At 44.0% G+C, this 23,324-nt stretch carries 21 protein-coding genes; 11 read left to right on the forward strand and 10 right to left on the reverse strand.

From position 1 onward, the window contains the following. Positions 1-55 precede the first annotated feature (55 nt). From IQP38_RS15015 to IQP38_RS15025, 3 genes are all read left to right on the forward strand, one after another. Positions 56-1,318, forward strand: a complete 1,263-nt coding sequence (locus IQP38_RS15015) for a hydroxymethylglutaryl-CoA reductase (protein WP_104976077.1) — start codon at positions 56-58, stop codon at positions 1,316-1,318. 407 nt (positions 1,319-1,725) lie between these two features. Beyond that, complete coding sequence (locus tag IQP38_RS15020; RefSeq protein WP_104976076.1) at positions 1,726-3,294, forward strand: DUF1800 domain-containing protein; 1,569 nt, start codon at positions 1,726-1,728, stop codon at positions 3,292-3,294. Positions 3,295-3,303: 9 nt separating this feature from the next. Continuing rightward, complete coding sequence (locus IQP38_RS15025) at positions 3,304-4,629, forward strand: DUF1501 domain-containing protein (RefSeq protein WP_104976075.1); 1,326 nt, start codon at positions 3,304-3,306, stop codon at positions 4,627-4,629. An 86-nt stretch (positions 4,630-4,715) separates the two neighbouring features. On the opposite strand, the gene IQP38_RS15030 is transcribed toward IQP38_RS15025, so the two are convergent. After that, positions 4,716-5,810 (reverse strand): ketoacyl-ACP synthase III, encoded by a 1,095-nt coding sequence (locus tag IQP38_RS15030; protein WP_053349917.1) that lies wholly within the window; start codon positions 5,808-5,810, stop codon positions 4,716-4,718. Positions 5,811-5,972: 162 nt separating this feature from the next. Here IQP38_RS15030 and trxC point away from each other — a divergent pair, with 162 nt between their 5' ends. Beyond that, complete coding sequence (gene trxC / locus IQP38_RS15035) at positions 5,973-6,407, forward strand: thioredoxin TrxC (RefSeq protein ID WP_005387991.1); 435 nt, start codon at positions 5,973-5,975, stop codon at positions 6,405-6,407. Positions 6,408-6,583: 176 nt separating this feature from the next. After that, a complete protein-coding gene (locus IQP38_RS15040; protein WP_033907039.1) occupies positions 6,584-7,744 on the forward strand; it encodes an MFS transporter in 1,161 nt (386 codons plus the stop codon). A gap of 49 nt (positions 7,745-7,793) precedes the next feature. Here the strand turns inward: IQP38_RS15040 and IQP38_RS15045 are convergent, their stop codons facing one another. Together IQP38_RS15045 and IQP38_RS15050 are read right to left on the reverse strand one after the other, a co-directional pair. Then, positions 7,794-8,183, reverse strand: coding sequence for a nitrous oxide-stimulated promoter family protein (locus tag IQP38_RS15045; protein ID WP_054575964.1), 390 nt, complete (start codon positions 8,181-8,183; stop codon positions 7,794-7,796). Positions 8,184-8,197: 14 nt separating this feature from the next. Then, complete coding sequence (locus tag IQP38_RS15050; RefSeq protein WP_193837701.1) at positions 8,198-8,707, reverse strand: GNAT family N-acetyltransferase; 510 nt, start codon at positions 8,705-8,707, stop codon at positions 8,198-8,200. Positions 8,708-8,843: 136 nt separating this feature from the next. Between IQP38_RS15050 and IQP38_RS15055 the strand changes: the two genes are divergently transcribed. Then, entirely contained in the window at positions 8,844-9,035 is a 192-nt protein-coding gene (locus tag IQP38_RS15055) for a DUF2986 domain-containing protein (RefSeq protein ID WP_042520968.1), read from the forward strand. Positions 9,036-9,084: 49 nt separating this feature from the next. On the opposite strand, the gene IQP38_RS15060 is transcribed toward IQP38_RS15055, so the two are convergent. Both IQP38_RS15060 and IQP38_RS15065 read right to left on the reverse strand, forming a co-directional pair. Then, positions 9,085-11,256: a TonB-dependent receptor gene (locus IQP38_RS15060; RefSeq protein WP_193837702.1), complete on the reverse strand. Its 2,172-nt coding sequence runs from the start codon at positions 11,254-11,256 to the stop codon at positions 9,085-9,087. Positions 11,257-11,345: 89 nt separating this feature from the next. Further along, entirely contained in the window at positions 11,346-12,083 is a 738-nt protein-coding gene (locus IQP38_RS15065) for a siderophore ferric iron reductase (protein WP_193837703.1), read from the reverse strand. Between the two features lie 419 nt (positions 12,084-12,502). Between IQP38_RS15065 and IQP38_RS15070 the strand changes: the two genes are divergently transcribed. Beyond that, positions 12,503-13,834 carry an anaerobic C4-dicarboxylate transporter gene (locus IQP38_RS15070; RefSeq protein WP_005376060.1) on the forward strand — a complete coding sequence of 444 codons (1,332 nt, stop codon included), beginning with the start codon at positions 12,503-12,505 and terminating at the stop codon, positions 13,832-13,834. Between the two features lie 87 nt (positions 13,835-13,921). On the opposite strand, the gene IQP38_RS15075 is transcribed toward IQP38_RS15070, so the two are convergent. After that, positions 13,922-14,410: an NYN domain-containing protein gene (locus IQP38_RS15075; RefSeq protein WP_005387978.1), complete on the reverse strand. Its 489-nt coding sequence runs from the start codon at positions 14,408-14,410 to the stop codon at positions 13,922-13,924. Positions 14,411-14,529: 119 nt separating this feature from the next. Between IQP38_RS15075 and IQP38_RS15080 the strand changes: the two genes are divergently transcribed. Continuing rightward, the gene (locus tag IQP38_RS15080; RefSeq protein ID WP_017820187.1) at positions 14,530-14,970 is read left to right on the forward strand and encodes a DUF4174 domain-containing protein; all 441 of its coding nucleotides are present in this window, start codon (positions 14,530-14,532) and stop codon (positions 14,968-14,970) included. Between the two features lie 16 nt (positions 14,971-14,986). Here IQP38_RS15080 and cobA read toward each other — a convergent pair whose 3' ends face one another. The 4 genes from cobA to nirB all read right to left on the reverse strand — a co-directional run bounded on the left by cobA (position 14,987) and on the right by nirB (position 19,905). Continuing rightward, positions 14,987-15,745, reverse strand: a complete 759-nt coding sequence (gene cobA / locus IQP38_RS15085) for a uroporphyrinogen-III C-methyltransferase (protein WP_136976402.1) — start codon at positions 15,743-15,745, stop codon at positions 14,987-14,989. Between the two features lie 206 nt (positions 15,746-15,951). Further along, the gene (locus tag IQP38_RS15090) at positions 15,952-16,800 is read right to left on the reverse strand and encodes a formate/nitrite transporter family protein (protein WP_005387971.1); all 849 of its coding nucleotides are present in this window, start codon (positions 16,798-16,800) and stop codon (positions 15,952-15,954) included. 203 nt (positions 16,801-17,003) lie between these two features. Continuing rightward, on the reverse strand, positions 17,004-17,327 hold the full coding sequence (gene nirD, locus IQP38_RS15095) for a nitrite reductase small subunit NirD (RefSeq protein ID WP_054575426.1): 324 nt from the start codon (positions 17,325-17,327) through the stop codon (positions 17,004-17,006). 13 nt (positions 17,328-17,340) lie between these two features. Beyond that, entirely contained in the window at positions 17,341-19,905 is a 2,565-nt protein-coding gene (nirB, locus tag IQP38_RS15100) for a nitrite reductase large subunit NirB (protein WP_193837704.1), read from the reverse strand. A 527-nt stretch (positions 19,906-20,432) separates the two neighbouring features. Between nirB and rnk the strand changes: the two genes are divergently transcribed. From rnk to IQP38_RS15115, 3 genes are all read left to right on the forward strand, one after another. Next, positions 20,433-20,840: a nucleoside diphosphate kinase regulator gene (rnk, locus tag IQP38_RS15105; protein ID WP_005390213.1), complete on the forward strand. Its 408-nt coding sequence runs from the start codon at positions 20,433-20,435 to the stop codon at positions 20,838-20,840. Between the two features lie 238 nt (positions 20,841-21,078). Next, positions 21,079-22,038 carry a GGDEF domain-containing protein gene (locus tag IQP38_RS15110; RefSeq protein ID WP_193837761.1) on the forward strand — a complete coding sequence of 320 codons (960 nt, stop codon included), beginning with the start codon at positions 21,079-21,081 and terminating at the stop codon, positions 22,036-22,038. A 227-nt stretch (positions 22,039-22,265) separates the two neighbouring features. Next, positions 22,266-23,252 (forward strand): ABC transporter substrate-binding protein, encoded by a 987-nt coding sequence (locus IQP38_RS15115; protein WP_193837705.1) that lies wholly within the window; start codon positions 22,266-22,268, stop codon positions 23,250-23,252. Positions 23,253-23,324 lie beyond the last annotated feature (72 nt).

A 23,324-nucleotide genomic window follows, 5' to 3' on the forward strand; every position in this document is an offset into this window, starting at 1 on the left:
TAATCAAAGCCTCAATCACTACAATCTCTGGTTCGATTTTTCAGTTAACGTTTGTATGCCGAAGTTAAACCAAGATAACCCTGTTCAAAGCTCCGCCCTTTCCGATATCGAAACCAGCAGTAAGATTCAATCGGCATTAGAACCGAAGTTTCACAAGCCAGAGAAACGTCTCTGCTTAAGCCCTGGCCTATCGGATAAGCATTTGGCGCGCCGTTGGCAAGTATTGGAACAAGTGACCAATAAAGATCATCTTCTTGATCCTTTCACACAGTCACATTGCGACGCTTACTCCAACAACATCGAGCACTTCATTGGTACTGTCAATGTGCCGGTCGGCATCGCAGGCCCTTTGCGCGTCAACGGTTTGTATGCGAACGATGACTTTTTGGTTCCGCTCGCAACGACAGAAGCTGCGTTAGTCGCTTCCTACAACCGTGGCGCAAATCTTATCACCGCCGCTGGTGGCGCGAGCGCATTGTTACTAAGTGAAGGGGTGAGCCGAACACCAGTATTCGCCTTTAATCACCTTGCTGACGCCGGCCAGTTCGTCAGTTGGGTTGTGACCCAGTTTGACGTATTTCGTCAAATTGCGGAATCCACCACCTCACATGGCAAACTCAAAGACATCAATGTAAATATCGAAGGAAACCACGTTTATTTGGTCTTTGAATACGTGACTGGTGACGCTTCCGGACAAAACATGGTGACCATCGCAACAAACGAAGTGTTCCATCATATTTTGGCGACCAGCCCAATCAAACCAATTCAAGCATTCTTGGATGGCAACTTATCAGGCGACAAAAAACCAAACGCACACACACTGCGCTCGGTACGCGGTAAGAAAGTATCCGCCGAAGTGACCATTCCTGCTGAGTTGGTGGAAAAATATCTGCATACGACGCCGGAGTCTATGGTTCAATTTGGCAAAATGACCACGGTGGGTGGTTTACTCAGCGGGACAATTGGCGTCAACGCGCATTACGCAAATGCCCTTGCCGCGCTTTACATTGCTTGTGGTCAAGATGCCGCTTGCGTTGCAGAGTCTGCCATTGGAATCACTCGTATGGATGTGGACGCTCAAGGCAACTTGTACGCGTGCGTGACCTTGCCAAACATCATGGTGGGAACGGTTGGCGGTGGTACTGGCCTTCCAACGCAAAAAGCATGTTTGGATATTTTGGGTTTGCACGGCAACGGCAATGCGAAAGCGTTAGCCGAAGTCGCAGCTTCGCTTTGTCTGGCTGGCGAACTCTCGATTGTGGGCGCATTTTGTGCCGATCACTTTTCTCGTGCTCACCATAAGCTTGCCCGAAAATAACCTTTGTTGCTTTGTACAAGAGAACATCCGTGTGGTTTTCTCTTGTGCAAACCAATGGACTTTATTTATTGGCTCAATAATTTCTTGAAACTAACTTAAGCCTTAACAAACATACCAATCTCTTGTTAACAGTACTTTAGCTGTCCCCCTTCTATATCCATTGCGATACCTCTGCTTGTCACTCTTCATTGGCCATATTTAATATCAGTATCTTAGAAAAAATAGCATCAAAAAATTCTAGCACTATAGTACCAAATTCATCGTTTGAGTTTTTTGTTCACCACTTATTGCTACTATACTCGCCTATGCAGCTGCTTGATTTTCATAAATTTACTAAACAGCTCAAAAGAGCTTAATAACTCCCGTTAAATGGACTTAAATCGTTACTTCGGGTAAGCGAGTTAACTATGAGACGTCAGAAGCTAAATAAAATCTCTGCTTGGGTACTAGGATTGGCTATCTTATTGCTGAGCCATGGGTCTAATGTATCAGCACAAATACAGCAATCCCCATCCGATCAAACCGTTGCGCGTTTTCTCTATCAAACCTCTTTTGGACCAACTCCTGCGTTAATTAATGAGGTTAGGGAAAACGGGTTAGGGGACTGGATACAGAAACAAATCAACCTGCCAGCAACCTACCATCAACCACTTTATCAAACGCCTTTTTCTAAAGGCCTACAGTCAAACCGAGAAAATGCTTGGTATCAGATTGTTGTTACTGCTGAAGATCAGCTCAGACAGCGAACGGCTTATGCATTGAGTCAGATCGTAGTCGTTTCTCGTTATGGCGGCGTTCTTTCCAGCAAACCTACAGGGTTAGTGAATTACTACGATCTGTTGGTTGAGCATGCGTTTGGCAACTACCGAGACCTGTTGTATGACGTTTCCATCCATCCAGTCATGGGGAGCTATTTGTCTATGCTCGGTAGTGCAAAAGAAAATAGTGGGACAGGAACGCTTCCCGATGAGAACTTTGCTCGAGAGTTAATGCAGTTATTCACTATCGGTTTGTATGAACTCAATTTAGATGGCAGTAAAAAGCTAAACCACGCAACAGGCAAACCTATCCCCACGTACAATCAAACTGATATTCAAGAGCTCGCGCGAGCATTAACTGGATGGAAAAATTCCGACATCGCATTCGTGAAACCGATGCGAGTTATCAGTCAAAGACACGACACCGGCGAGAAGCGATTTCTAGGGAACGTGATCCCATCGGGTCTAACCGCACAAGAAGAGCTTTCAAAAGTGATTGATATGTTGATGTCTCACCCAAATGTTGCTCCATTTGTTTCAAAGTTACTTATCCAACGTTTGGTCAGTTCAAATCCAAGCCCAGAGTACGTCGCGCGTGTTGCTACGATATTTAACAACAATGGGGAAGGAGAAAAAGGCGATCTAACCGCCGTTGTTCGAGCCATATTGCTCGACCCTGAAGCATTAGGGATGACGGATACCCCGCCTATAAAAGTGAAAGAACCGATACTGGTCCTGACTAATTTTCATCGAGCATCAGGTTTTACGGTTAAAGGATCACGTTACGAAGACGCAACAACGATGATGAACATCGCTAATCAAGGGCCGCTTCGTTCTCCTTCCGTGTTTAATTTTTACTCTCCAGACTATCAGCCGTCTAACGAGTTTACGGAGTCTGGTATTAACTCTCCAGAGTATGAACTTCTCAATTGGTCTGTTTATACCGATTTGGTCAACTATATGTTAACCAGCACTCGTAGAGGAGGTGGTGATTCCTACCACTTCGATCTTAACGAGTTTTATCTTCTTCTGGACGATCACCGTGCCTTAGTCGAATTGGTTAACGAGCGTTTCTTTGCTGGAACGGCTTCTGCTGAATTGAAAGAGCTCATGCTCACCGCCCTGAATGATTATCGTGGTGACTATGTGCCAACAACAAAACTCGCTCTAGTGATATTTACCGCCATTTCTGGCGACGAATTCTATATTCAGGATTAGGAGTGAATTATGGATATTTCACGACGACATTTTATACAAAGCACGCTATCGATGGGCGCACTAGCCTCTCTTAGTCTGCCAGGTTACTCTCTCGCAGCGCCATCCAATGACTTTCGAGCATTAATATGTGTGTATTTAGCAGGCGGAAACGATGCATTCAACACCATACTGCCATTATCGGAGGCGCACTATCGTCAATATTCCAAAGTCAGAGGGCCACTCTCTGTCGCCAAAGAAGACATACTCCCTATCAATTTGAGTGCTGTCGATAGCTCAAATCACCCAGTGAAGCTCGGCTTACACCCAAAGTTAAATGCGTTGACTTCCGTTTTCGAACAAGGCGATGCCAGCATCGTGCTCAATAGTGGCATTCTCAACCACCCCGTCACCAAACAAGCTATTGAGCAAGATGAAGCATCACTTCCCGAGCAACTGTTTTCTCATAATTCTCAAACAGACGCTTGGTTACTTGGTGGAATGAGTGAGTCTAAAAATCTTGGTTGGGCTGGCAGAATGTTGGATGTATTAAACTCTGAATCAGAAATAACACCGCTATACAGTGTGCATGGCAACTCGCTTTGGTTACGGGCAATGGAACACCGCCAAACCGTCCTGAAAAAAGATCGCGCAGTTCAGCTTACCGCGATTGATAACCCGCTATACAAGGGGATCTATGATCGCCTTCTCTCTCATCAAACTGACAATCCATTTAATGGTCATTTTAATTTGATGGTTGATGAGTCGATGGTAATGAGCAGTGTACTGAGCGAGCAACTCAACCACATTGCTGACGAGCCGCTGTTTACGTCATCGACGCTCGGCAAGCAGATGCAAACCGTGTACAAATTGATAGCAAGCCAAGATGTCCTGAAGCAGCAACGACAAGTCTTTTTCGTTAAACACTCTGGGTATGACCTACACGATTCGCAACTGGCACGTCATCCAGTGTTACTTGAGGATCTCGCGACAAACCTTTTGGCAATGTATCGTGCGGTCGAACGGTTAGGGCTAAACAAGCAAGTCACCTCTTTCACTATGTCTGACTTCGGTCGACGGATGATGAGCAACGGAAATGGTACTGATCATGGCTGGGGTGGCCATCAACTATTAATTGGAGGCGCGGTAAATGGGAAACAACCTATCGGTACATGGCCGGAACTAATACTGGGCGGAAACGATGATTACTCTCAAGGCCGACTCATACCCAAAATTGCCGCTGATCAAGTTGGTTCAACACTAGCACAGTGGATGGGCGTGAGTGATAACGCTGCACTGGAATACGTCTTCCCGAACATCCGTAATTTTACTCATTCAAACCTGGGTTTTATGGCTTAAGATATTTTACAGGTTAGCTGTAGAACGCATCATCAAATAAGGGAGCCTCGCGCTCCCTTACTCATCTTATGTTTGCAGAGTGTCCGTTACACCTCGTCGCGACGGCGTTCATTACACAGCTTAATGGCACGCTCAAGTAATTCTAACGCGGATTGCTCACATTCAGGCAGAACCGCATCACTTTCAGAAACTGGCGTTACGCGGTCACCCCATTTCAATACTGCCGCACCCCATGTCAAACCTGCACCAAACGCAGCAAGAAGCATATTATCACCTGGGTTAACTCGACCTTGCTCTACCGCTTCACACAATGCAATTGGCACGGTCGCAGCTGAAGTATTGCCATAGTTTTGAATGTTAACAAACGCTTTGTCGTGTGGAATTCCAGACAGGTCACACAAGGTTTGAATAATACGAATATTCGCTTGATGCGGAATCACAACATCGATTTGTTCCGTCGTTAACTGTGATGCTTTCAGTACGGTTTTCGCAGCTAGCCCCATGCCTTTTACTGCACGTTTGAAAATTTCTTGTCCTACAAAGTTGAAATCCCAGTAACCGTTGTCTTCCGCAAAGCGATCCATACAAGTACCAAACTTTGGTACGGACAGAATATCGCGGCCTTTTGCGTCACAACCGATTTGAGACTGTAGTAAACCCGTTTCTTTTTCCGTTCTTGATAACACAACGGCGCCCGCACCATCACCAAATAGAACAGCGGTATCTCGCATTGCCCAATCGATGTAGAAAGACAATCTTTCCGCACCAATAATGATCGCGTTACGATAGTTACCTGATTGAATCAAACGTGTGCCCGTTTCTAGGCCATAGACAAATCCCGTACATGCGGCATTTAAGTCAAAGGCAGCGGCTGCACGAATACCTAGGTTCTGCTGTACCTTAGACGCGATATTTGGAATCAATGAATCTGGTGAACAAGTCGCCACAATGATTAAATCCACGTCTGTTGCATCGACGCCTGCTCGAGCTAATGCATGTTTAGCAGCAACGGTCGCCATGTCTGACGTGTTTACATGACTAATACGGCGGTTTTCGATACCAGTGCGGGTACGAATCCACTCATCGGAAGTATCGAGGAAAGTGCTAAGATCATCGTTAGAGAGCACGGCTGGCGGAACACATTTCCCCCAACCTGTAATTTCAGCGTAGTAATTTGTCATCGCAGACCTATTTATTGTTGTATTTTAATAAAATTTCTTAGAACCTTAGGCTCAAATACAAACCTGCGCTGCGTTATTTCGGCAGGTTAAAAAATAAGTATACAAATAATGAGGCTGACTGGTAAGTCATGTTTTCATCAATACGTAATAAAGGAAGAAGTCATGTCATCGTTTAAAACTCGCTGCCCTTCGTGCGGCGGTCTAAATCGTGTCCCTAATGAGCGCGTTGCCGAATCTGCAACTTGCGGTAAATGTAAAAGTGCACTTTTAGACGGCTCGCCTATCGAAGGTACACAAGATAACTTTTCTGCTCTATTACAAAGTGATATGCCTGTTGTAGTAGATTTTTGGGCCCCATGGTGCAACCCGTGCGTTGGCTTTGCTCCTGTTTTCTCTGATGTTGCTCATGAGCAAGCCGGAACGGCTCGTTTTGTTAAGATTGATACCGAAGCTCAACAACAACTTGCGACGCAATTTGGTATTCGCAGTATTCCTACCATTATGGTTTTCAAGAATGGTCAACGCGTTGATATGATCAATGGTGCGTTACCTAAAACTCAATTCGATCAATGGTTAAATCAAGCACTTACTAAATAATCTTCCACGCCAACCTTGTTTGTAGGTTGGCGTTTTTATGCAACTTATCAACCTATCTAGGTAACAAATATTATTTATCGAAACGACTTAAATTTATCATTTTACTTGCCTAACTATTAGCCTCATATTCGCGCCGAATAACCCTTAGATTTCATTTAACTTATAGGCGCAAAACAGTGGAAAACACAGTCGTTCCTGCAGCATCACCACGAGTTACAGTTCCAGTCGTCGCACTGTCTCTTTATGCGGTGGCTTCGGGCTATTTAATGAGCTTGATCCCTCTCATGCTCGGTGAATACAACATCTCAGCAGATTACGCGAGTTGGTTGGCGAGTGTGTTTTATGGCGGCTTATTAACCGGAGCTATTTTTATTGAACGTATCGTACGTCAAGTTGGTCACCGTAACGCGTTTATTGGTTGCTTGGCCGTATTTTCGCTAACTATCGTCACACTACCCGTGTTTGCTAACGGATTGATGTGGCTTGCCGCTCGCTTTATTGCGGGGATCGCGGTTGCTGGTGTTTTTGTCATTGTTGAGTCTTGGCTAATGTCTGGAGACGAAGCATCGCGTGCGAAACGTTTGAGCTTGTACATGCTATCGCTTTATGGTGGTTCAGCATTAGGCCAGTTTGGTATTGGCGTGCTTGGCGTAAGTGGCGGCGTTCCGTTTATTGCGATCACGACGTTGATCCTAATGGCGATGCTGGTGCTAATGTTCATTGAGTGTGAGCAGCCAAACAGCCATGAATCAACCGCTTTATCATTTAAGCAAATTGCCAAACTAAACCATGCAGCAATTATTGGTTGTGTTGTTTCAGGTTTGACCTTAGGCGCGATCTACGGATTAATGCCAGTTGAGTTAACTAACCGTAAAATTAGCCATCAAGACATTGGTACATTGATGGCGCTAGTGATTCTAGGTGGCATGCTAGTTCAACCAATGGTGACCGCGTTAAACAAATACATGAGCCGCACAGTGCTAATGGCGTTTTTCTGTATTTTGGGTATTTTTTCGATCGGTATGACGTTTATTTCCTCGTCAGCCGTGGTATTGGCTGCTGCATTATTCTTTTTAGGTGCAGCTACTTTTGCTTTGTACCCGATTGCAATCAACTTAGGTTGCGAAGGTCTTGATGAACGCTTTATTGTCTCTGCGACACAAGTCATGCTGTTTAGCTACAGCATCGGCTCTGTTGCTGGTCCTGTTGTCGCTGATAAATTCATGGGCCAAGAACACGGCTTGCTAGGCTACTTGTTTGCCGCTTTGGTTGCGACTGGCGTATACATGCTACTTGCTGCGAGCAAAACCAAGCAGCGTATGGCCGCTGGCCTCTAACCACGCCGCTTCTACTCAACGAAAACGAGGGCATGTCGCCCTCGTTTTTTTATTCTTCGAATTTTTGTTTAGATAAACGCTTGTGACGGTTTGACGCGTTCGCTGCAGGCTTTTCCGGTACCATTCGCTTTTCATGAAGCAAATGACGAACCGCCAAGATGGGATGTTTCAGTAACATTCTGGGGCCAGAGTAACGCATGACCAAACGCATTTGTTCTTTCGGCTCTGGTTTGTAGCAGTGAATCGGACATTTATTACACGTCGGTTTATTCTCTCCATAAGGACAGCGGTCGAGGCGCACTTCTGCGTATTCAAGCAGCTCACGACATTCTGAGCATAAGTCACGTTTTGTTCCATGATGGTCATGACAGTAAACCTCTACCATGGCTTTTACTGTCTTAAATTCAGTGGCGAGTTTGCCAAGTAAAATATCGCTCATGCGCTATCCAAAAATCACAACATCATTGTGTAAAGTTCTAACGTGCGGCCATTATCATATTGCTGCTCAACTCGTTCAAACTCAAAGCCCAGTTTTTTGAGCAAACTTATACTACGAATATTGTCATTATTGGTGATGGCAACCAAATTATCGAGTTTCATTTCCTCTCTAGCGTATTCCAGCACTGCGGTTGCAGACTCCGTTCCGTAGCCGAAGCCATAAGCGGAAGGTAAAAATCCATATCCGAGATCATAGTGTTGTAATGTGTCACGTTTAACCAACCCACAAATCCCGATGGGTTGCCCATCTTCTTTCTTCTCTACAACGAGTAAACTCACGCCTTTAATTTGTTGCATGCGTAGCATGTTTTCTTTTATGTAACGCGCCGCTTCATATCCGGTACGAATTTGTTTGTCTCCGACAAAACGGTAGAAGTCTGGGTGGTTATAAAGTTCTAGTATAAATGGTGCATCATCTACACTCACAAGACGCAGTATCAAACGTTCGGTGTACAGTGTTTTCATTTGGGCTCCATTAAAACGCGATAGATGATTGGACATAGGAACGTACTTGAATTTTGCGACCGATACCGGCGCTTATTTAGTTGTAACTTGATAAAAAAGTAACTATCCTGCCTCGCTAAATTAAAGGACCACCACCATGAACCGCAAGAAGAAAATCAATCAGATCTTGAAAGCGAAGCAGAAGAAGCATAACGCTAAGCTACATAAGAGCAATAAGCCGCGTTATATCTCCAAAGCTGAACGCGCGAAAATGGAAGCTGAAGAACAAAACCAAACTTCAGAACACACGGAAAACGTTGTAGACACAGCGCAGACAGATCAAGCCTAAAAGAAAAGCCGCTTCAAGCGGCTTTTTTGATATTCGGAGAGAGTTAGCTTTAGTATTCGACACTGTAGTTCAGTGTGAATGTGCGACCTCTTCCTTTGTAGTCGTACGCTGCTGCATCGTAGTGTGCTGCATAAAGAATCTGCGCACGTTGTCCCCAAGCGGTTGTGTAGTCTTCGTCAAATAGGTTTTGAATACCAAAACCTAACTGCCCGATAGGTAGTGTTACGTTACCAAGAAGATCAAACGTAGTGTATCCATCTAGTTTATTGTTTGCGTCATCTTCGTAATCAAACATCGTCTGGCTTTGTAAACGTACTGAATAGCCATCCTGATAGTAAGCCGCCCACGCGTTCGCTTTTGATGTACTTGCTTTACCCGCGCTTAGATCTTCCCACTTACCGTTGGTTTTAAGCTCAGAAACCACATAGTGACCTGATGCACCTAACAAAATATCACGGTTTACCCAGTAGTTAATGTTTGCTTCGGCACCGTATACACGTTGCTCGTCATCAACATTGGTGATTAGGAGCGTCTTCTTGTCATACTTGATTGAGTTATCCGAAACCGAGTAGTAACCCGCCGCTTGCAGTGCGACAGTATCCGTATCTAATCGGTAACCAATTTCATAGCTGTCCGTTTTGATGCCCGACATTTTTGAGTCAGATACATTAATGCTATTGTTCAACGCGTAGTGACCATTTGCATCCGCGGCATCGTAGCTACCTTGGCCGTAGTACTTTGCAGGATCAGCGAGTTCGAAACCTTGAGAGAAGTTCGCCCAAAGCTGAGATTCATCGTTAAGCTGATAAATGGTGCCCAAATTAAATAAGCTCACAGAGTAGTCAGTGCTGCCACCTGGTACCGCATCCGCTGATACACCATTACCCGATGCGATCTTCTTTTGTATACTATAGGCAACAAAATCATCAATCTTATTGTCCATGTATTGGTAGCGGTAGCCTGCTTGTACTGACCAATCTTGATTGATTTGGTAATCCCCTTGGACAAACATTGCGTAAGACGCCACATCAACATCTGGGTAACGCCCCACTTCGGCATAGGTTCGATTAATTAAGTTCCCAGAGCTGTTCGCAATGGTTGGATCGAACAGAGCCTGGTTACTTTCAAAACGGTCTAAGTACGCATCGACACCATAAACAAGTTTGAATGACTCCCAGCTTTTAGCTAACGCTAAGCGCCCAGCAAAAACTTCTGTTTTTTGTTGAGAGGCACTTTGGTAATAAGGAGTAAAGGTTTGGTCTTCACTACGGTAAGATAACTCGCCTATCAGTTGATGACCGAATACGCTGTCGTGAGCGTAGTTCGCACTTAAGAGAACTCGCTCTGTACCATGTTCACGGTCGGAATCGAACCCCTCTCGTACATCTACAAATTTATTGTTAACAATGTACAAACCGTATGGCGAATCTTGCTGGCTGTCATAGTATTGTGCGACAAGGTTTAACTTGCTGGCATCGGAGATTTGAATCTCGGTCGATCCCATAACATCGAGCGTTGAATTATACTGCAAAGAGCCCTGTGAAATGTCTGGGGTGACAATGTCGCCATTTGCGTCAAATGCACCTTGTGTCTCGGTGTACACAACCGAACCTCTAGCGGTAATTCGCTCATTACCACCCGAGATAGACTGAGCGAGTTTGTAATCAAAGTCATCGCTGCTATTAAAACCTGTAGTGCCACTCATGTAGGATTCAAACGACAAGTCATCCGAGTACGCTTTCTTGGTGATAATGTTAATAACACCACCAGTAGCGCCTGCCCCATAAATGGAGGTTGCACCAGATAGTACTTCAATTCGCTCGATGTTGAATGGGTCTATTGCGTCTAACTGACGACTAATCGGGCGAGAAGACTGTAACGAGACACCATCAATCATTACCAACATTGCTCTACCGCGAAGGTTCTGACCATAGTTAGTTCGACCACCGGTGCCGACGTCTAAAGAAGGGATGGTCGCAGAAAGAATATCACCCAGTGTCTTGCCCGCACGATATTGCTGAGCAATCTCTTCTTGGCCAACAAACCAAACCGTTCCTGGAATATCGGAGATCGATTTCGGCATCACACTGCCTACAACAACCAATTGCTCATCGCTCGGAGTCGATGTTTGTTGAAGATTTTCTGCTGCTATTGAGCTAACTGCGTATCCACTGCTCATCGCAAGTACGATGAGATTGAAAGAAAACGTCCTTTTCATCATTGTATTTATCTTTTTGTTGTCAACAAGAGCATGCAATGATACTTATTCTCACTCTCAAATCGAGCACTGTTACACAAGTTAAATAAATGTTAATTAAGAACCTTCTTGCTCATAAGATGTCGATTTTCCTCTAAACGAGGACAATCTGCACAAAGCTTTCTGCCTTCACACTTATAGACTAAACAACAACTTTTTCTTACTAACTTTAGCGGCTGATCAGATTCCGTCTCATGAAGTGAGCGGCTATTATCAACATCCAAACCCATTGCGCTTAGCCACAAGACCGCATGCTCCTGAAGTATCGAGTTAGTCATTTGCGGAAAGCGCTGTTGGAGACGAATTAAACAAGCCATGATTCCGTCCGACATCAATTGATGGGTGAAGCCAGGACGAATGCGTGTCCATTGACTCATCTCTTGTTGATAGAAGTCGAACAGTTCTCGGATTTGACGCCCCGCCTCTTTTATCAACGCTTCTGGCTCGCCATGTATATGCGCTTCGTCGGCGAATCGGTACCCAGAAACAAAACAAGGTTTGAGGTGCTGCGCTATCTCGCGAATGTTTGGCAACGTGTGGTAACCGTAAATAGAGATGAATGCGACATAAACTGGCTGCCAACAAAGTAAATCCCACGTTCTTGTCAACCAATATGCTTTTCCCGCTTCCGGATGAGCCTCCGAGATTTGCTGGTAAAGGCCTTGGATGATCGGGTTGATATCATTCTCGATATGGATAGCTTCTTGCCCTATCTCGCCGATATCACCGTGTAGGTAAGGTGTAATCTCACTCGAAGTTTGAAACAGTTGCGGGAAAAATTGCTCAGACATGATGGCTTATTGTTGGTGTAGTCATTCTGACACCTTTATACCCAAGCACCAATCGCAATGCAAACTATTATCCTTTGCGTTTTCATAACAAAGAAGCAGTCTTAGGGTTAGTTATGAATGTATTTCCGAGTTCTGTGAAGCTGTAAGGTCTGGTTACGTATGCGATGAATAGCAACAAACTCTTAAACCTCTTCGCATTTAACGCTCACATGATCGCAAAAATACACAGCATAAAAACACCCTGATAAAACTGTGTTAACAGTTTCCCGGTGTAGCGTGAGTTATTGCCAATAATTGAATATTGCTGTTTCTTATCCAGCGGATTGTGAACAACATGAAGTATTTTCTTTCTGAATATCGAGACAATACAAAGAGGTAATTTGGCTATGTAGCCCTCTGCTTTGAATAAGGAAATCCACATGTTGTATCTTGAGTTTCTATTTTTGCTCGTGATGCTGTATATCGGCTCACGTTATGGTGGTATCGGCCTTGGGGTCGTATCCGGAATTGGCTTGGTGATTGAAGTATTCATCTTTAAGATGCCGCCAACCTCTCCTCCTGTCACCGTTATGTTGATCATTTTAGCGGTGGTAACATGTGCTTCCATTCTTGAAGCCGCTGGCGGTTTGAAATACATGCTGCAAGTTGCCGAGCGTGTGCTTCGTAAGAACCCAAAACGCGTCACCCTTATTGCTCCGTTCGTGACTTACTTTATGACCTTCCTACTTGGTACAGGTCACGCGGTTTACTCTATCATGCCAATCATTGGCGACGTTGCGCTTAAAAACGGCATTCGTCCAGAGCGTCCTATGGCTGCCGCTTCTGTCGCGTCTCAAATCGCAATCACAGCCTCGCCAATTTCAGCGGCCGTAGTTTACTACTTGGCGCAACTCTCTGATATTCAACACGAGATCACTCTGCTCTCAATTTTGCTCGTTACTGTGCCTGCAACCTTATTCGGTACGTTGTTGATGTCACTTTACAGCCTAAAGCGTGGTAAAGAGCTAGACGACGATGAAGAATACCAAGAGCGTTTGAAAGATCCTGTGTGGAGAGAAAAAATCCTCAACACAACTGCAACGTCTCTTGATGAAGTACTACCAACAAGTGCTCGTAACTCTGTATTGCTGTTCATTGCATCGATCTTGGTTATCGTCGTTATCGCGATGTGGCCAGACATTCGTACCATCGTAGATGGCTCGAAGCCAATCAGCATGGCCGTTGTGATTCAAATGATGATGCTCTGCTTCGGCGGTATCATTTTGCTTGCGACCAAAACTGACCCGCGCGACGTACCAAATGGCGTGGTATTTAAATCTGGTATGGTGGCGGCGATTGCTATCTTCGGTATTGCATGGATGTCAGATACCTACTTCCAGTACGCTATGCCTCAATTTAAATCTGGCATCGTAGAGATGGTAACCAACTACCCTTGGACATTCGCGCTTGCGTTATTCATTGTGTCGGTTGTGGTGAACTCTCAAGCTGCAACGGCTCGCATGATGCTACCTGTTGGTCTCGGCTTAGGTTTGGAACCTGCGCTGCTTATCGGCTTGATGCCAGCGGTATACGGCTACTTCTTTATTCCCAACTACCCTTCAGATATCGCGACTGTGAACTTCGATACCTCGGGCACAACTAAGATTGGTAAGTGGTACTTCAACCACTCATTCATGTCTGTGGGCTTAATCGGCGTGATTGGTGCGTGTTGCTTGGGTTACTTGCTAGGGCAAATGATCATTCCTTCGTAACTAGCCAAATCAACGATAAATTAGAGGCGAGTCATTGTACATTTTCGTACAGCCTGAGTGACTCGCCTTTCTTTATTGCACTATTAACTACAGCAAGAAATCGTCATCAATCGCTACAAAATTGTCGGCACAATCAATCAGAGTTTGAGATGTAAGTTTAGGTACACCATAAACGGTCACCGTTTTATTGAAGCGCTGCTGAATTCTCTCTACTAGCAGACTAAAGTCTCCATCTCCCGAAACTAGAATCACTTCCTCAACTTCGGGAGCAATTTCAATTGCATCGAGAGTAATACCCACATCCCAATCGCCTTTCGAGCTGCCATCACGACGCTGGATGTAGGGTTTAAGCATCACCTCAAATCCAACACCACGAAGAATATGGTGGAACTGACGTTGCTTGGGATCATTGCTCGCGATGGCATAAGCACGAGCACTTACCACCTCTTTCCCTTGTGTGGCGACATACCAAAACTGGTTGTAATCAAAATTGCTTCGATACGCTTCGCGACAGGTGTAATACACATTCTGTACATCAACCAAAATGGCGATTTTTTGTTTGCTTTCCGAACTCATCTATTTCTACGCTCAATTTATTTGCTGCCTACCCTATGCCAGTTTTGGAAAAAGCACAATGAGCCAATTCCACTAAACTTAACGTATAAAAAGTTATTTGGGTTTCTAGGGGAACTGTCATGGGCGGAAAGTTACTAGTGATACTGCTTTCTTGTATCTTGTCATCGACAGCATTTGGTTATCCAGCGCACTCCAAATACTGGCCACATAGAAGTGTGCTCTACTTTGCGCCAGAAAATGATGAATACGTCAAACAATTCTTGCTAGAAACACTTATGAATGAGTGTGAGTTGGAAGACAGAGATGTCGTCACACTGGTCATTACAGAACAAGGTTATACTTTTCCTGCTTGGCTTAAAGAAGAGTTCGACCTAAAAATGCTAGCTCGTCTTTATGCGGTCGAAAAAGGTTCTCATACTGCTATTTTGCTTGGTAAAGATGGTCTAGAAAAGCACCGTTGGGGCGCAGAAACAGACTGGCCGTTTATCAACAACCTCATTGATCAAATGCCTATGCGTAAGCAAGAAATGCAGAGGCAACAAAGCCCCTGTAAAATATAGTCACTTCTGGGCAGTATTACTTTGCGAACCAATCCAATTTGTTGTGCAGCTGAGTAACGCTACCAACCACAATCAATGCTGGGCTCACAGCTTGCTCTGCCATGCTCGATAACTCGTTCAACTTTCCTTGGAACACGCGCTGCTCCGGGCGCGTACCGTTTTCAATAATGGCGCATGACATCTCAGGATCTAAGCCGTGAATGATCAGCTTATCCATAATGTGGCCGCTTTGCTTCAAACCCATGTAGAACACAAGCGTGTTGTTGGATTGCGCCAGTGAATGCCACTCAATCTCACGACCATCTTTTTGTACGTGACCAGTGATGAATTGAACGCTTTGCGCATGGTCGCGGTGTGTTAATGGAATACCAGCATAAGCCGTTGCACCCGCTGCTGCTGTGATACCCGGAACCACTTCGTATTTGATACCAAATTCCGCTAGTTCTTCTAACTCTTCACCGCCACGGCCAAAGATAAATGAGTCACCGCCCTTCAGACGCACAACACGCTTACCTTCTTGTGCTTTCTGCACCAAGATTTGGTTGATTTGATCTTGAGGCACACAGTGAAAGTCTAATTTTTTACCTACGTAGATCATCTCTGCTGATGCATGAGCCAATTCTAGAATGTCTTTCGACACCAAACGGTCGTATACAACAACTTCAGCCGCTTGAATGGCTTTTAAGCCTTTTACTGTGAGCAAATCAGGATCACCTGGACCTGCACCAACAAGAGAAACAAAGCCGCTGTTTAAAGATGAGTGAGCAGTAGTCATATCAACGCCTATCGAAAAATTTAGATATAAAGAGTAACACTCGCGTTATGCACTTAGGGCTAAAACCACTCTAAGGAGTTATTACTTTTTATAGCTAAATCAATAAAATATGTCGCGAAAGTGAAAGTTAAAAATTGAAATCTAGTTAGAGAATAGTCCCGCCCATCCAGAAGCGGGACCATATTAAGCGAATTACCCGTTAATGGTTATTTAGCCATTGCAGGTTGCGCTTTTACTTCTTCTTCAGCATTGATAGAAGGCGCAGTTTTAGCGTGAGTTAGGTACAGTGGAATACAAGTCATTACTAGACCACCAACAATGTTACCTAGGATGGTTGGGATAAGGTTGAAGTTCAACCAAGTCGCGATACCAAAATCCGCACCTAGAATCATACCTAGTGGGAATAGGAACATGTTTACTACTGTGTGCTCGAATACTAGAGCGAAGAAGATGAAGATTGGGAACCACATCATTGCTACGCGACCAGATACTGAACGTGCTGTCATGTTGCCGATAACGCCTAGACATACCATTAGGTTACAGAAGATGCCGCGTACGAAACATGTGATCCATCCGTCCATACCCATGTTTTCAAAACCAAGGCTACGCGCGGTAGAAACAGCCACAAATTTCTTCGCTACTGCATTCAGTTCTAGAGAGAAGTTACCTGTTAGTGAGATAGCCACTAGGTAAGCAACGATCAGAGAACCGATAAGGTTACCCAAGCCTACAAGACCCCAACAACGGAAGATACGACCCCAAGTGATGCCCGGACGGTTAGCAAACTTAGCCAGAGGCGCTAGACCAAAAACACCGGTCACTAGGTCATACCCCATCACACTTAGAATTACGAAACCAACGGGGAAAACAAGTGCTCCTACAAGGCCGATACCCGTTTGTACAATCGCGGTAATAGCAACCACCACCGCAAGCGAAAGAATAACGCCAGCCATCGTACCGCGAAGCAGAAGATCTCGCGTGCTTGTATTGGTTTTCGCTTCACCAACATTGATCATGGTTTGCACGAATTCTGCAGGCTTAAAATCAGTAGACATGAATGTGTCCTTATCCAAAATTGAAAGTTAAAAAGTTAAAAAGTTAAAGATTGAATAGAGAAAGGCTTCCCGTTGACACCTGAACGCTGTCTACAACACCTCGCTTCCCTGTTCCCCTGAGATGATGCTTGGAAAGCCTTTGTCTATTAAATCTAGGTTTCAGTTCATTCCCTCCCCCTAAGAGGAGGGAATGAAAACCAAGCTTACGCAGAGATTTCTACTTCGCCGTTGGTTACACGCGTTTTGTACGCTTTCACGCTAAAACGTTCGTCTTCCATGCACGCACCTGTTGTCAGGTTAAAGCGCTGCTTCTTAAGTGGGCTTGCCACCCAAAGCTCGCCTTGGTGCTCACAGATCAAACCGCGAGAAAGCACGTTTGATTGGAAGAACGGGTCTGTGTTGCTGATCGCCAGCACTTCTTCTGCTTGTGTTGGGCGAAATACCGCAACTTGCTGACCATTAACCAAAGCACAAACGCCAGTGCCCGGTACGATGTCGCTGATTTGGCAAATCTTTTCAAATGACATAATCAAACTTCCCTTATGCTTCAGTGATCGCTACGTGTAGGATGTCGCCTTTCGCTTCAGGGTGTTTTTCCGTGAAGGTTGCTGGGCGGTGCTGTTCGCGCTCTTGTACAAACACGACGTTTTCATCGCGCTTGTCAGAGTTGATGAAGTGCGCGAAACGAGTCAGTTGTGATTCGTCGTTGATGGTCGCAGTCCACTCACACTCGTACTCGTCTACAAGCTTCGCTACGTCAGCTTCTAGTTGAGCGTTGATGCCAAGCTTGTCGTTAACAATCACTTCGCGTAGGTAGTCAACGCCACCTTCCATGTTTTCCATCCAAACTGATGTGCGTTGTAGTGGCGCAGCAGTACGGATGTAGAACATCATGAAGCGGTCGATGTACTTAATCAGCGTTTCTTTATCTAGGTCACTTGCAAGTAGGTCTGCGTGACGAGGTTTCATACCGCCGTTACCACATACGTACATGTTCCAACCTGCGTCAGTCGCGATGATGCCAAGGTCTTTACCTTGTGCTTCCGCACACTCACGAGTACAGCCAGAAACACCGAACTTCATCTTATGAGGTGTACGAATGCCTTTGTAACGGTTCTCGATGTAAGAACCTAGACCAACAGAGTCTTGAACACCGTAACGACACCAAGTAGAGCCCACACATGTTTTCGCCATACGAAGTGCTTTTGCGTACGCTTGACCTGTTTCGAAGCCAGCATCGATAAGCTTGCGCCAGATCTCTGGAAGATCGTCTTTTTGAGCACCAAACAGACCAATACGTTGAGCGCCGGTTACTTTGGTGTATAGGTTGTATTCCGCAGCAACGTTCGCTAGCGCACCCAGTGCTTGAGGTGTTACTTCACCACCCGCCATACGTGGGATAACAGAGTAAGTTCCGTCTTTTTGGATGTTACCTAGGAAGTTATCGTTCGTGTCGTGCAGCTTAACCAGTTGTGGCTTAAGAATGTGCTCACCCCAGCAAGAAGCCAAGATAGAACCAGCCAGTGGTTTACAAACTTCACAGCCGTAACCTTTGCCGTATTTCTCTAGAAGCTCATCAAACGTTTTGATCTCTTCAATGCGGATTAGGTGGAACAACTCTTGGCGTGAGTATGCAAAGTGCTCACACACGTCGTTCTTCACTTCGATACCCGATTTAGCAAGCTCAGCATTTAGAACAGACGTCACTAAAGGAATACAACCACCACAGCCTGTACCTGCGCCAGTCACTGCTTTGATGTCGCCCAATGTGTGGTGACCATCAGCAACCGCTTGTGCGATCTTGCCTTTTGTCACGTCGAAACATGAACAAATCACTGCGCTTTCTGGTAGAGCGTCTGCACCTAGTGCTGGTTTCTCAGCGCCTGCGTGTGCAGGAAGGATCAACGCATCTGGGTGCTCTGGTAGGTCGATTTCGTTCAACATAAGTTGAAGCAGATCGCCGTAGTCAGAGGTGTCACCAACCATAACCGCGCCAAGCAGTTTCTTGTTGTCTTCAGAAACGATAAGACGTTTGTAAACTTCTTGCTCTTCGTTTTGGTAAACGTAACTCTTACAGCCTTCAGTACGGCCGTTTGCGTCACCGATAGAGCCTACTTTCACGCCCAAAAGCTTCAGCTTCGCAGACATGTCAGCGCCTTCGAATTTGCTTTCTGTGTTACCTAGTAGGTGATCAACAGCAACTGTCGCCATCTTGTAGCCAGGAGCAACAAGGCCGTAGAACATTTCGTTCCAAGACGCACATTCACCAATCGCGTAGATGTTCTCATCAGAAGTCTGACAATGGTCGTTGATAGCAACGCCGCCACGAGGTGCCACTTCTAGCTCCATTTGGCGTGCTAGTTTGTCTTGTGGACGAATACCTGCAGAGAATACGATGAAGTCTGTTTCTAGCTCTGAACCGTCAGCAAAACGCATAACGTTGCGTGCGTTTGTGCCTTCTGCCGCAATCTCAAGCGTGTTTTTGCTGGTGTGAACGTTCACACCCATACGCTCGATCTTTTGACGAAGTTGGTTACCACCAGCAAGGTCAAGTTGCTCAGCCATTAGCTTTGGTGCGAACTCAACAACGTGTGTTTCTACACCTAGTGCTTTCAATGCGCCCGCAGCTTCAAGACCTAGCAGACCACCACCGACAACAACGCCTGATTTGCTCTTCTTCGCACACGCTTCGATCGCTTTAAGATCTTCGATAGTACGGTAAACAAAACAGTCTTTGCTTTCGTGACCTTTGATAGGTGGAACAAATGGGAATGAGCCAGTAGCAAGAATCAGCTTGTCGTATTGAACTTCGCGACCAGTGCTTGAGTAAACAATGCGGTTTTCACGGTTGATGTTAATCGCGCGTTCGCCGATCAGCATGTTAATACCGTGTTTCTCGTAGAAGCCTTCTTTTACTAAAGAAAGTTCATCTGCAGTATGGTGAGAAAAGTAAGAGGAAAGGTGCACACGGTCGTATGCGACACGAGGTTCTTCACAGAAAACCGTAATGTCTATATTAGACATATCAGCTTTCTCGACTAAGTCTTCAATATAACGGTGCCCTACCATACCGTTACCGATGACTACTAGCTTCAACTTGCTCATTATAATTCCTAAGGGTTAGGTTCTTATCACTGAGCTCATTGTTAATTGTGAAAGAAAATTAATACATGATGTAAATCAATTACAATTTCAAACTACCCTAAAGGGGTAGATGAACGTATTTATCTGACTATTGCGAAATAAAAAGTAATTTATTAACGGATATTGGTAGTTTTAACAAACTGAGATAACCGAAGCCATGCTAGCAACGGACTATACCGTTTTGCTTTTATGAAGTTAGGCTGACCATCGAAACCGAGCACACCTACGATAAATCCTGCTTTGCTTCTAAACGACGCACTCACTTGACTTCACCGTTTCAAGGTGATCAGAGAACAATATCTGAAGTGATTGAAAGATTTAGAAAAATCAAGCTTCACAACAAAAATTTTTTACTAGCTAAGTCGCACTATAAAGACTAAAATCAGGTTTAGTTCATATGGAATAGCGTCCATATGATTGATACCGTAATTGACATATAGAGTGCCGTCCCATTTTTGTGAGGCGGCCTTTTATTTGGGAGTCATAAAATGTCAGAAAACAATTCTATCTACATCTCAAGCTTAGATATGAACCGAATCACGGCTTTGTTGGATAAAATGCCAAACATCGCAGCGGAGCTTGTGGAATTAGAAGCAGAGCTCGACCGAGCAACAGTTCTTGAGCCAGAACAAATGCCAGATAACGTGGTCACGATGAACTCGACTGTAGAGTTTAAATTTTCAGGTGAAGATAGAACCATGACAAAGACACTGGTTTACCCTTCTGAACTGAAAAGCAGTGATGATATCTCTATTTTTGCACCCGTAGGCAGCGCACTGATCGGTTTGTCTGTCGGCCAAAAACTTGACTGGCCAATGCCAAATAATCAAGTGAAGACAATTGAAATTGTCGATATCACATACCAACCTGAGCGTTGTGGTGCACTAAACCGCTAACCCTCAGTAGTCCCGGTGCAAAGGCCTCCATTTAAGACTTTGCACCAGGAGAGCCCCTCGCTTACCCCCTATTTCCTTCTTTGTTTTCCAAGCATTTACTTTACTGCTCTTAAGTAACATCACCGATTCTTTATTATTTACCGCATATTCAATATTTATATCTCCAAGCTCAATCATAGAAATTGCAAAGTATTTTTCGTATATTGTCGCTCCGAAAACGACGTAAATTATGCGCAAAATGGAAGAATATCTAACTCGAATTGCCTGCTTAGAAAAAGAAAATGAAGAGCTGAAGCGGAAGAATGCGCGACTACAAGAAAAGTTGAATGCTGCACTCGACAGTAATGGACTGTGTTTGTGGGAGCAGCATATTCCTTCAGGTACTTTGACGATATTCAATATGCAGTGGGGAAAAATGCTAGGTTATCAGCCCCATGAGTTAACCGCGACGGTTGAAACGTGGAAAAACAATCTCCACCCTGAAGATTATGATCTTGCGGTGGGTGCATTTGAAGATCACCTAGCAGGCAAGACCGACCTTTATGAGGTAGTGCATCGCATGATTCATAAAGACGGCAGTGATAGCTGGGTCTACGATCGAGGGCGCATCGTCGAGTATGGTTCTGATGGCGAACCACTACGGATGATGGGTACTCATATCGATATTACAAAAGAAAAGCGTTATGAGCAGCAACTGGCCAAGTTGGCTTCGAGTGATCCATTGACTGGATTGTTAAATAGAAAAGCAATTGAGGAAAACTTTAATCATCAACCTCAAACCGAACCGTCTCAGCAGTCTGCTTTAGTGTTTGTTGATATAGATAATTTTAAAGCAGTTAACGACCAGCTAGGCCATCATACTGGCGACACCCTCCTCATCAATATCGCCAATAGCTTAACAGAGCTTGCGTCAAGCAAGTCTCAAGTTGGACGCATAGGAGGCGATGAATTTGTTGTCTTAAACTGGCATTCAAGTCGAGAGGAAATATCCCAACTTTGCAATCAACTCTTAGATTCAATCATTCCAGCGATAAATCAAGACTTACATAAAGTAACGATAGGAATGAGTATCGGTGTTTGTCTCTTTAACAAAGGAAAGCAACCGTTTAATGAAGTGTATCAAAAAGCCGATCACGCAATGTATGAGATAAAGAAAAATGGCAAAAATGGAGTACAATTTTTCAACTTAAAAAGTTGATATCTCTCCATAAATCATCATGTTATGAAATCAGTCATTTGCTACAACTTGAACTAACTAAAGATAAATTCTTTATATCTAAGCCAGTTACCGAAATTACCCCTAGGTACTCATAAATTTGGCACGATACAAATAAATCCCCTCCTCTCCTAGCATCAACCCAATAAGCAACTACACTCATTTAACTGATAGATTAATTACTACTATTATGAAGGGAGTTGTTTTTGATGGATACAAAACAGATTTCTACAGTTATCATAATTTTAGTTCTTTCTGCATTAGTAGTTGCTTATTTAAAGTTAACAACGGTATCAAATGCTATCCACAAACCTACAACAATCGGTATATCTAAGACGCCTCTGTCAGCCCCTTTTATCATTGCAGAGCACATAGGTGCGTTTGAAGAAAACGATTTAAACGTCGAACTTATCATGTGCTTTGGAGGGGTCGAATGTTCAAACCTACTTCTAGAAAACCATGTTAATTACGCCACTTTTTCTGAAAGCGTACTGATGTTTAAAAGCTTTGAATACAAAGATTTAGCATTAATCACTTCTTTTGCATCTTCTACGAATGATATTAAGCTGCTAACTAAAAAGCGGTCTGGCATAGAAAGTATAGATAAATTACCAGGAAAAAAGGTTGGTGTAATAAAAAAGAGCGCTAGCGAATATTACTTAGACTTGTTGCTACAGGTAAATGACATTGATTTAGAAAAAGTAGAAAAAATATCATCAACAACGCAGGTTATTATAAATCATTTAATGCAAGGAAACGTCGATGCAATATCTACTTGGGAGCCATACGGATTTATGGCCAAGAATAGAATAAATGAAGAAGTAAAGAACATAGGAATTATTGGCGTGTATAAACTTTACTTTTTGCTTGTATCAAAAGAAATACACATTGAAAAATCAGATCAAGAAGTAATGAAAATAATAAAGTCACTTCATCACTCAATTAACTGGATGGATAAAAACCCTCATTTAACAATGAAAATACTATCACAAAAACTTAACACAACAGTTGAAAAAATATCTTGGAGTTGGGATGATTATAACTTTCGATTAAATTTAACGAATTCTTTATTATTTACATTACAATCAGAAGCTAATTGGGCATTAAAACAAAACTATGTAGAAGGACAGATTCCAAATTACAGAAAAATATTTAAAGAAAACTATATCAATTCATATTTTGATGGTCTAGATTAAAATGCATCGTTCGTTAAACCACTATTTAGCATCACTATTCAGTCTAAGCGTAATACTATGTATCAGCGTTAT

It is taken from the genome of Vibrio sp. OPT41 (assembly GCF_015163595.1).
In the GTDB taxonomy this organism is placed as follows: domain Bacteria; phylum Pseudomonadota; class Gammaproteobacteria; order Enterobacterales; family Vibrionaceae; genus Vibrio; species Vibrio alginolyticus.

Bases quoted from the DNA above. Each gene is read 5' to 3' on its own strand.
- IQP38_RS15015 (WP_104976077.1), top strand. From the start codon at position 56: ATGCCGAAGTTAAACCAAGATAACCCTGTTCAAAGCTCCGCCCTTTCC.
- IQP38_RS15020 (WP_104976076.1), top strand. From the start codon at position 1,726: ATGAGACGTCAGAAGCTAAATAAAATCTCTGCTTGGGTACTAGGATTG.
- IQP38_RS15025 (WP_104976075.1), top strand. From the start codon at position 3,304: ATGGATATTTCACGACGACATTTTATACAAAGCACGCTATCGATGGGC.
- IQP38_RS15030 (WP_053349917.1), bottom strand. From the start codon at position 5,810: ATGACAAATTACTACGCTGAAATTACAGGTTGGGGGAAATGTGTTCCG.
- trxC (WP_005387991.1), top strand. From the start codon at position 5,973: ATGTCATCGTTTAAAACTCGCTGCCCTTCGTGCGGCGGTCTAAATCGT.
- IQP38_RS15045 (WP_054575964.1), bottom strand. From the start codon at position 8,183: ATGAGCGATATTTTACTTGGCAAACTCGCCACTGAATTTAAGACAGTA.
- IQP38_RS15050 (WP_193837701.1), bottom strand. From the start codon at position 8,707: ATGAAAACACTGTACACCGAACGTTTGATACTGCGTCTTGTGAGTGTA.
- IQP38_RS15055 (WP_042520968.1), top strand. From the start codon at position 8,844: ATGAACCGCAAGAAGAAAATCAATCAGATCTTGAAAGCGAAGCAGAAG.
- IQP38_RS15060 (WP_193837702.1), bottom strand. From the start codon at position 11,256: ATGATGAAAAGGACGTTTTCTTTCAATCTCATCGTACTTGCGATGAGC.
- IQP38_RS15065 (WP_193837703.1), bottom strand. From the start codon at position 12,083: ATGTCTGAGCAATTTTTCCCGCAACTGTTTCAAACTTCGAGTGAGATT.
- IQP38_RS15070 (WP_005376060.1), top strand. From the start codon at position 12,503: ATGTTGTATCTTGAGTTTCTATTTTTGCTCGTGATGCTGTATATCGGC.
- IQP38_RS15075 (WP_005387978.1), bottom strand. From the start codon at position 14,410: ATGAGTTCGGAAAGCAAACAAAAAATCGCCATTTTGGTTGATGTACAG.
- IQP38_RS15080 (WP_017820187.1), top strand. From the start codon at position 14,530: ATGGGCGGAAAGTTACTAGTGATACTGCTTTCTTGTATCTTGTCATCG.
- cobA (WP_136976402.1), bottom strand. From the start codon at position 15,745: ATGACTACTGCTCACTCATCTTTAAACAGCGGCTTTGTTTCTCTTGTT.
- IQP38_RS15090 (WP_005387971.1), bottom strand. From the start codon at position 16,800: ATGTCTACTGATTTTAAGCCTGCAGAATTCGTGCAAACCATGATCAAT.
- nirD (WP_054575426.1), bottom strand. From the start codon at position 17,327: ATGTCATTTGAAAAGATTTGCCAAATCAGCGACATCGTACCGGGCACT.
- nirB (WP_193837704.1), bottom strand. From the start codon at position 19,905: ATGAGCAAGTTGAAGCTAGTAGTCATCGGTAACGGTATGGTAGGGCAC.
- rnk (WP_005390213.1), top strand. From the start codon at position 20,433: ATGTCAGAAAACAATTCTATCTACATCTCAAGCTTAGATATGAACCGA.
- IQP38_RS15110 (WP_193837761.1), top strand. From the start codon at position 21,079: ATGGAAGAATATCTAACTCGAATTGCCTGCTTAGAAAAAGAAAATGAA.
- IQP38_RS15115 (WP_193837705.1), top strand. From the start codon at position 22,266: ATGGATACAAAACAGATTTCTACAGTTATCATAATTTTAGTTCTTTCT.